Consider the following 337-nt stretch of genomic DNA (forward strand, 5'->3'; position numbering starts at 1 on the left):
CGCAGACGCTCGGCAAGGAGGAGCGCTTCCACCGAACGCTCAAGGCCGAGGCGCTGCAGGGACCACCCTTCGCCGATCTCACCAAGGCCCAGGATGCATTCGACCGGTGGCGAAATGTCTACAACGCAGAGCGTCCCCACGACGCGCTTGCCGGCGCCGTACCGCTCGGTCGCTACCGCATCTCGAAGCGCCAGTATCGCGAAACCGTCGAGCCGTTCGAATACGCCAAGGACGTCTCATCCGCCGCGTTCAGCAGCATGGCTTCGTCTCTGTCCTCGGCCGCTCCATACGCCTGTGCAGAGCCTTCGCCGGCAAGTCCGTCGCCTTCCGGCGGCAA

The 337-nt window shown here is 65.6% G+C and carries 1 protein-coding gene; it reads left to right on the forward strand.

Going from position 1 to position 337, the window contains the following annotated elements; translation table 11 throughout:
* Window positions 1-337, forward strand: a 337-nt coding sequence (locus EN859_RS36290; RefSeq protein ID WP_135913677.1) for an integrase core domain-containing protein, incomplete at both ends; no start/stop codon positions are given.

The sequence above is a fragment of the Mesorhizobium sp. M00.F.Ca.ET.216.01.1.1 genome (assembly GCF_004010325.2).
Classification (GTDB): domain Bacteria; phylum Pseudomonadota; class Alphaproteobacteria; order Rhizobiales; family Rhizobiaceae; genus Mesorhizobium.